This is a genomic window from Myxacorys almedinensis A, from assembly GCF_010091945.1.
Taxonomy (GTDB): Bacteria; Cyanobacteriota; Cyanobacteriia; order Leptolyngbyales; family Leptolyngbyaceae; genus Myxacorys; species Myxacorys almedinensis.
Genome location: NZ_WVIE01000030.1, coordinates 48683 through 56729, shown reverse-complemented (window position 1 = coordinate 56729; position 8047 = coordinate 48683). Strand labels below are relative to the sequence as shown.

Annotated in this window: 5 protein-coding genes; 4 read left to right on the top strand and 1 reads right to left on the bottom strand. The window is 49.0% G+C overall.

What is annotated here, in order from left to right; translation table 11 throughout:
• Positions 1-145: 145 nt before the first annotated feature.
• Entirely contained in the window at positions 146-1903 is a 1758-nt protein-coding gene (hmpF, locus tag GS601_RS19560) for a pilus motility taxis protein HmpF (RefSeq protein ID WP_162424973.1), read from the bottom strand.
• A 645-nt stretch (positions 1904-2548) separates the two neighbouring features.
• Here hmpF and GS601_RS19555 point away from each other — a divergent pair.
• The 4 genes from GS601_RS19555 to GS601_RS19540 all read left to right on the top strand — a co-directional run bounded on the left by GS601_RS19555 (position 2549) and on the right by GS601_RS19540 (position 7841).
• Positions 2549-3790 (top strand): response regulator, encoded by a 1242-nt coding sequence (locus GS601_RS19555; protein WP_338017087.1) that lies wholly within the window; start codon positions 2549-2551, stop codon positions 3788-3790.
• Positions 3791-3927: 137 nt separating this feature from the next.
• A complete protein-coding gene (locus tag GS601_RS19550; protein WP_162424971.1) occupies positions 3928-4293 on the top strand; it encodes a response regulator transcription factor in 366 nt (121 codons plus the stop codon).
• Between the two features lie 11 nt (positions 4294-4304).
• Complete coding sequence (locus GS601_RS19545) at positions 4305-4835, top strand: chemotaxis protein CheW (protein WP_162424970.1); 531 nt, start codon at positions 4305-4307, stop codon at positions 4833-4835.
• 327 nt (positions 4836-5162) lie between these two features.
• Positions 5163-7841, top strand: coding sequence for a methyl-accepting chemotaxis protein (locus GS601_RS19540; protein WP_162424969.1), 2679 nt, complete (start codon positions 5163-5165; stop codon positions 7839-7841).
• The last annotated feature ends 206 nt before the right edge of the window (positions 7842-8047 follow it).

Below are 8047 nucleotides of genomic sequence, written 5' to 3'. Positions count from 1 at the left end.
CCCTCGCTCGACTTGCAGCCAAAAGGCTTGCCTGCTCTCCCTCCTGCCATCTTTTAATCCGTCGAACTCACGTTAAAACCAACAATCTCCTGTGCGGCTCCGGCTTGCAAACCGCGTAGGAGATTGTGATGTGACCGCCCATTCGTTAGTCTTGCTTAAGCATGGGCAAATTCAGGCTTAGATCGCTCACAACCTGTCTCATTTGCTCTACCGTCTGCTGGTGAGATACCCCTATTTTTTGGTGGCAAGATAGGAGGGCTGCGATCGCATCTAGAGATTGTTGCGTTCCAGTCACCGCGTCTTGGAGGGGTTGAAGCATTTCTTGATACAGCGCAACTTTTGCCACCACGTCTGCGACGGAAGCTCTTTGAGTCTTGAGTGCATCTTCAAGTTGCCGCAACTCATAGCGCTTTGTTTGCTGTTCATCTATCTGTGGGTTCACCCACTCTTGAGCCTGCTGAATGGCATGGCGAAGCTGATCAATTTGCGATTCCACGGTTTGCAGATCCAATGCTTGCTGCTGACGCTGAGCCTCAATTGCTGCCAAAACGGGGCTAACATCAATTCCACCCTCTACCGCAGTCGGATCAGGCTTTCCTGTTTTGCGAGCTAAAACGGCTCGGTGCTGACGCAAAATCCCTTCTTTCTCAATTAGGCTACGGCGCTGACCAACTAGCGTTTCATTCAAAAACTGATAGGCATCTTGCTCATCGGTCAACTCAGCCTCTAAACTGATGCGATCAAACTCGCTTACCTGCTGAATCTTAGTTCTAAGGGCTTCAAGCTCTTTTTCCTTAAGGTCTAGTTCCTCTTCTTGCCCGTGGACAAACTGAGACGATTGATCAAACTCTTTCTGTAAGGTTTTGATCAGCGATCGCAGTTCCTCTAAAGGCAGGTTCTCTAGAGCGTGGAGATCAATCTGCACCGCTTCATGGGCTACCCCTCCTGCGGCAACTTGGCTCAGTTTTTGGTGCAACTCACCGTAGCGCTCAAGTTGCAACTTCAAGCACTGAGCATACTCCTGCTTGGCATGCAATACTGATTCTTCTGACTTCGCTTCAGATTTGGTCTGCTCCACCGTTTCTTGTGCCTGATGCCACGCTTGCCACTGCTGCTCCAAGATCTGAGCCTGCTGTTCCGTCTCCTCCTGCAACTGGTGTGCGGTCTGCTGATGTTGCTCTAGCATCTGCCAATGGTGCGTCAAAACCGTTTGCTGCTGACCCAGCACATCATAAATCTGCTGAAGATGCGTGTGCATTTCATCGAGCGACGTGCCCCCATGACAAAGTTGCTCTAATAGGTGATGAATGACCTGCGCTTTCTCGTCATCTAACACCGAAGCCCCCAACAACTCTGCCTGGCGTTCTTCAAGCTGTTGCTTCTGCCCTTGCAACTGATCCCAAGCGCCCTGCATTTCCTGCCGTTGTCGCTCCATCTCCTGCTGCTGTGTGGTCACTTCTTGGCGCGTTGCCTCAAACTCTTGGCGCTGCTGCTCTAATTGCTCAAGATCCGCCTCTATCTGCTGAAGTTGCTCCTGTCGGGCTTCCATCTCCATTTCCCGACGGTTCAATTCCTGGCTTTGATAAGTTAGCGACTGTTTCCACTGCTCTATTTCTTCTTCCTGGGTCTTAAATCGCTCTTGCAATCGCGAGAAATTTTGCAAAATACTCACCAGAGGACGACCCGCCTCCTGAATGCGTTGCACCTGCTTGCTTGCAGTTAAGTCAACCAGCAGCAAAGTTCCAGCCCCATAACGGCTTGCTTCGTCAGCCTGAACTGACTCGTCGCCAGATACCGCAGACCAGTTTTGCTCTGTCCGTTGGCAAGCAAGAAGCTTCAATTCGCTCTTGCCACCACCCATGATCCCGCCTTTCTTCTGGATGACTTCTGCTAGATACAGCACACTGATAGCCCTCTTCCGTGTCTACGCTTAATCTTAGAGATGTAGTTTGCCCGAGTTTTTTCAATTCGCTCAGGTATTTTGGAACTTCTGTCAACGAAAATTTGATGATGTAACGCTTTGTCAGAAGCTACACGCTATAACTCAATCCAACGACTTGCAAGGTGCAGTTAATGGGTTGGGCAACGTTCTCTTTCTTAGTATGCCCAAGCTTGTTGCATTGCAACGGTCTTACTGAGTTTAGTTGAACACGTCATTCAGCCTCCGAGTTAGTGGGTTAATCCTGGTTTGTCACTCCACGCTTTGCCTGCTGATTGGGCAACAAGGCTCATCCTCGTTGGCAAACTATTTTTAGTCGTAATTTCTGAGCTAGCTAGCAAATCTAAGTAAGATTTGTCATTTTATTCGAGTTAGTGGATACAATGTTTTGGCAATTGGCATCTCTATTAACATAGACAATCTAAATCTATATTTTGAGAGAAAAATTATGTGATGCACTGTTTTTTAGGGTGTGATAATCATCCGCCGAGTCCAAGTCCATGCTGAGTCAGTTCAGTCAATCTGAAAGACTTGATGCCCTTGAGGGCAACATTGTGTTGAGTGCAGATACCCGTTTTAGGTAAATGGTTGAACTAAATGCAGGGACAGTTGAGTGAAATCGATATTCGCAGCATCCTACAACTGATCGAACTTGGTCAGCGCACAGGTGAACTATTTGTGCAGGCGTACCCGACAAGTAGTTCCGGTTTTGGTGGATTGATGTCTTCTGAACTTCGATTGCCGCGATCGTCTCCTTCATGGTTTGTCTTTTTTTTGAATGGGCAAATTGTTTACGCTGGCGAGACAGAAAGCGACTTGTTGCGCCTTAAAGACTATTTGCGACGCTATAAGACAGAAACAGCGCTGGATCGTACTTCTGCGTCTGCGATCGCAACGTTCAACACCCCCGAATACGGCTACCTGTGGTCGCTCCTAGAAAACCATCTCCTTACCCCTGCTCAAGGACGCAGCATTCTCCAAAACATGGTTCATGAGACCCTGTTTGACTTACTGAGTCTTCACCAAGGCTCGTTTGTGTTCGAGCTAGGTACGCCGTTGACCCCTCAACTGACCACCCTAGAGATTGCGCCTCTAGTCACAAGAATCATCAAGCAAGTGCAGGAATGGAAGCAGTTACAACCTCATATCCAATCTCCAAATCAATGTCCGGTGATTGCTAACGCGGCTTCCTTACAAGAAGGGTTACCTAAATCCAGCTTTCAAACCCTAGATCGCTATGCCGATGGTCAGACCTCTCTCCGTAGAATTGCGCGTTACTTAAATCGCGATATTTTAACTGTTGCTAGGGCAATCTATCCATATGTACAACGAGGATGGTTGCACCTAACACATCATTTATCCGAGGAATCTCCACCCAGCCGCCCTCCTTTCCGAGCGTGGCAGACTGCCAGAGTTCCCCGAATTGTGTGTATCGACGATGGAGCAACCGTCCGCAAGGCAGTTGAGTATATTCTCGATCGACACGGCTACGAGGTCAGTACGATTGACGACCCACTTAAAGCCTTGAGTCGCGTATTTCAACTCAAGCCCGATCTAATTTTGTGTGATATCACTATGCCTGAATTAGATGGATACGAACTCTGTGGGATGTTGCACCAGTCTACCGCGTTTCGACAAATACCAATTGTCATGCTGACGGGTAAAGATGGCTTTATCGATCGGGTCAAGGCCCGTATGGTGGGCGCAACAGACTATTTAACAAAACCATTTGGGGAGAGCGAGCTTTTAATGTTGGTAGAAAACTATGTTGGTCAAGGGCAACCCAATCGCTCTGACCCCAATCGTCAGACTATTTCTGCTTTAGGGGAACTCAATTTAAATATTACGTAAATAGTTGAGATGGCAAAGTTGTTCTGCGTGAATGTCAGATTAATTAAAGATTCAAGGGTACTTTAGAATTGCGACGTTTGGGTTACTAGGGTCAATTTCTCCCGGCATCGGTTCAGCCAGCAAGCAGGTAAGGGGTTATGAGTACAGTTCTGGTCGTGGAAGACAGCGTCACGCAACGGGAAATGATTACGGATCTGCTCAAGGGCAGTGGATTAACGGTGACCGTCGCAACTGATGGGGTCGAAGCGTTGGAACACATTCAAGAGGCCTGTCCCGACTTAGTGGTGCTGGACATTGTAATGCCTCGTATGAACGGGTATGAGGTGTGCCGTCGGCTCAAAGCAGACCCCAAAACTCAGGCAGTGCCTGTTGTGATGTGTTCTTCAAAAGGGGAAGAGTTTGATCGCTACTGGGGCATGAAGCAAGGCGCAGACGCCTATATTGCAAAGCCCTTTCAGCCGACCGAACTCGTAGGCACAGTCAAACAGTTGTTGCGAGGTTAGAAACAGGTGTGATGGTTGGAAATCCAGATTTTTTGACAGGTCGGGGACAGGATCAAGCACCCGAATTTCAGGAACTTGAAAGCCCAGAAGGTGAGTTGCATCTGCGCTTTTATACGCCTTCAGGAACCGAATTTGCCTTACCTGCAACCGGAATTCGAGAGGTGCTTTCTCCGTCCCCCGATCGCATTACCCCCGTTCCTAATGTTTCACCCCTGCTTCTCGGAACGTTAAACGTACGAGGTCGGGTCGTGTGGGTCGCAGATTTGGGGCAATTTCTGGGTGATGTTGTTCCGCTGAATACTGATAAGCCTGAGATTTCTGTCATTGCGATCGAAGATCAAGATATTATGCTTGGTCTCGCGGTCGATCGCATTGTCGGGATGGATTGGCTCGATATCGAAAATGTTCAAATGCCGACAGCCGTTCCTGACAGCGTTTCGCCTTTTCTCAGAGGAGAGTGGGTGATGGATGAAGCTAGTCAACAGCTTTTGCGACTGCTAGATCAGGTTTCTATTTTGCGATCAGCGCGGTGGGCAGCATGAAGATTGCTCTAAACCCGAAAAATCTCTGTAGAATCGAGTCTAATCATCGCTTTCTTCAGAAACCTGGGAATGCTTTTGTAAAGATAGATGTGTGGGGGGAAGAAAAATCTTTTTTTAACCCAGGGTTAGCTATCTACTTCCGACTGCCTAAGTCAACAATTTATGTTTTGATGAGTGCTTTGATGAGCGTAGCGATCGCTGATTCTTATCAAATGTATTATTCTCACTTTACACCCACTGCCCAATTTTTTCCAAAGTTGCTCTGCAATTTACCAAATCTTTGCAGCAGAGCTTTTAGCACAACGGCGTACACGCAGGAGGAGCCACATGGCAAGAGGGACTGAATTTGCCCAAGAGTATCAACAGGCAGAACGCGCCTACATGCAGGGCAAGTATCAAGAGGCTGCTGAACTTGTCGATCGCTTGGTCAACGATCATCCCCAAGAACCAAGCGCTCGGCTATTGTGCGGTCATATCTACTGCTATGGTCTCCAGCAATATGACGTAGCTCAAGAGCAGTACCAATCGGTGCTACATCTTACGTCTGATCCGGAGTTTGTCGATTATGCCAATAGCGGTTTAGCCTATGCAGGTCAATTTGCGGGGGCTTTGGCAGATAATTTTGCAAACACTGATTTAGAGACCGATCACAACGCCTTCGATCAGTTTGCAGCATTGCCTAACGATGCTGCACCGTCTGAGTTTCTCACCGAAGACTATGCGCTAGACGATATTCCCTTTGATGCAGAGGGAGCAGCTTCATTTAGTGAATCTCCGTTTGCTGATCCGGTTGCCAATCAAAGCACTCCGCCAGAAGAATCTGACGGAGATAACCCGTTTTCAGCAAGTACCTCTGCTCATAGCCCTAAGCCCAATGCAAACCATCTCTCTCTTGAGGGCGATTCTCATTATGCCGACCATACTGGCGGTGGAACGTCAACCGTTTTAGAGGAGTTCGATAGCATTTTCGCGGTTGAAGAGGAAGACGATCGCGCCGACTTCCAATCGTTTATGCCTCAGGCAGAGCCATCAAGTAGTTCCCCCTCAGTGGGCGGTGCTGCAAGCAATCGGATGATGGACTTCGATCCCCGCACAATGGGGGAAGACACCCTGTTTATGGGAAGTCCTAACTTTTATGACGAATCTACCGATCTCGGGTTTGATGCCTCCGCTGCCGAACAGAGTCTAGACTCTCTCTACACGGGATCAGGCAGCAGCAATGGCGGCACTCCTGCGCCCCCCGCAGCCGGCAATCAAAGCAGTGCCGACTTTTTAGACGACTTTGATGATTTTGACGACTTGGGTAACTTATCTGACTTTGATCTGTCCGAAGATTCGGCTGGCTTCACCAGCCCTTCTGTAGGGAGCGGGTTTGGCTTTTCTAGCAGCATCGAAACCCCAATGGAGGGAGCGAACATTGACTTTGGGGAGAATGGGCGTTCTTCCACTATTCGAGAAGATGAACTGTTTAATATTGCAGGTTCTACCGAGCAAATTCCTAGCTTTACTCAGCTAGAAACTCAGCCAAGTGAACCGACTCCCACTGTAGAGCAAGGTTGGCTAGCTCCCCTGGAAAATGCCTCGTTTGCCTCTAAGCAGGTGATTACAGCCCTGGCATCAGGAATTGTTTCAGCTGTTGCAGTTGCCGCTGTAAGCTTTGTCTCTGCAAATTCTGCTGCCCAGCAAAACAATACGGCGGTTGTTTCTCAACTCCGAACCACTGGAATCTTGATGGCATTGGCAGGTGGAGTATGTGGTGGTGGTACTGCTTTAGCAGTTGGGCAGTTGACCGCTCGACAAATGAAGCGATCGACCAATGATCTCAAGAGCCAGTTTGAATCGGTTTGCCAAGGAAATCTGAGTGCTCGGGCAACGGTTTATGCAGAAGATGAACTGGGCGAACTTGCGGCTGAATTTAACCAAATGTCCCGGGTTATTTTAACCACGACAAGCGAGGCCCAGCGCAAGGCAGAAGAGCAAGAACAAGCAAAAGAAGACTTGCAGCGCCAGGTAATTCGCCTGCTAGATGACGTAGAAGGCGCGGCACGAGGCGATTTAACGGTTCAGGCAGAGGTGACTGCCGATGTCCTCGGTGCAGTGGCAGACTCGTTTAACTTGACAATTCAAAACCTGCGTGAAATTGTGCAACAGGTGAAGCAAGCTGCCCGACAGGTGAGTAAGAGTTCGACGGAAAACGAAACCTTTGCACGTAGTTTGTCCTCGGATGCATTACGACAGGCTGAAGAACTTGCAGTGACCCTGAATTCTGTGCAAGTGATGACAGACTCGATCCAACGGGTAGCGGAAAGCGCTCGTGAGGCTGAAGAAGTTGCACGGACAGCGTCATCGACCGCTCTCAAGGGCGGGGAAGCCGTAGAACGCACGGTGGCTGGTATTTTAGAAATTCGTGAGACGGTAGCTGAAACGACCCGCAAGGTGAAACGTTTGGCAGAGTCTTCTCAAGAAATTTCTAAGATTGTGGCGTTAATTTCGCAAATTGCTTCCCGGACGAATCTGTTGGCGCTAAATGCCAGTATTGAGGCGGCGCGGGCAGGAGAAGCAGGACGAGGATTTGCGATCGTAGCCGATGAAGTGCGCCAGCTAGCTGACCGCGCTGCAAAAGCCTCGAAAGAAATTGAGCAAATCGTGCTACAAATTCAGGGGGAAACTGGTTCTGTGATGACCGCGATGGAAGAAGGAACTCAGCAGGTGATTGAGGGAACTCGACTAGCAGAACAAGCCAAGCGATCGCTAGAAGATATCATTCAAGTCTCTAGCGTCATTGATACGCTGGTGCGCTCGATTACCGCCGATACGGTAGAACAAACCGAAACGTCACGAGCCGTGTCTCAGGTGATGCAATCGGTAGAGTTGACGGCCCAAGAAACGTCTCAAGAAGCACAACGGGTATCAGGCTCTTTGCAAGGTCTGGTCGGTGTTGCTCGCGACCTACTGACCTCAGTAGAGCGGTTCCGGGTAGAGACAATCGAACGGAAACAACCCTAGATGGGAAGAATTTATGTGTCCATCTAGGATTCGTCGGCTACAGTAAAGCCAACTACTTAGAATCTTACCGTCTCACAAAACGGCGATTCTAACCAACGTGATGATCTAGCCCAGCGATTGAACCTCCAGGGAAGATCATCCATCTTCTCAAACACCAGACTCCGTATCGCTCCGGAGTTGGCTCGACGGAGACCACTCAATCTAAC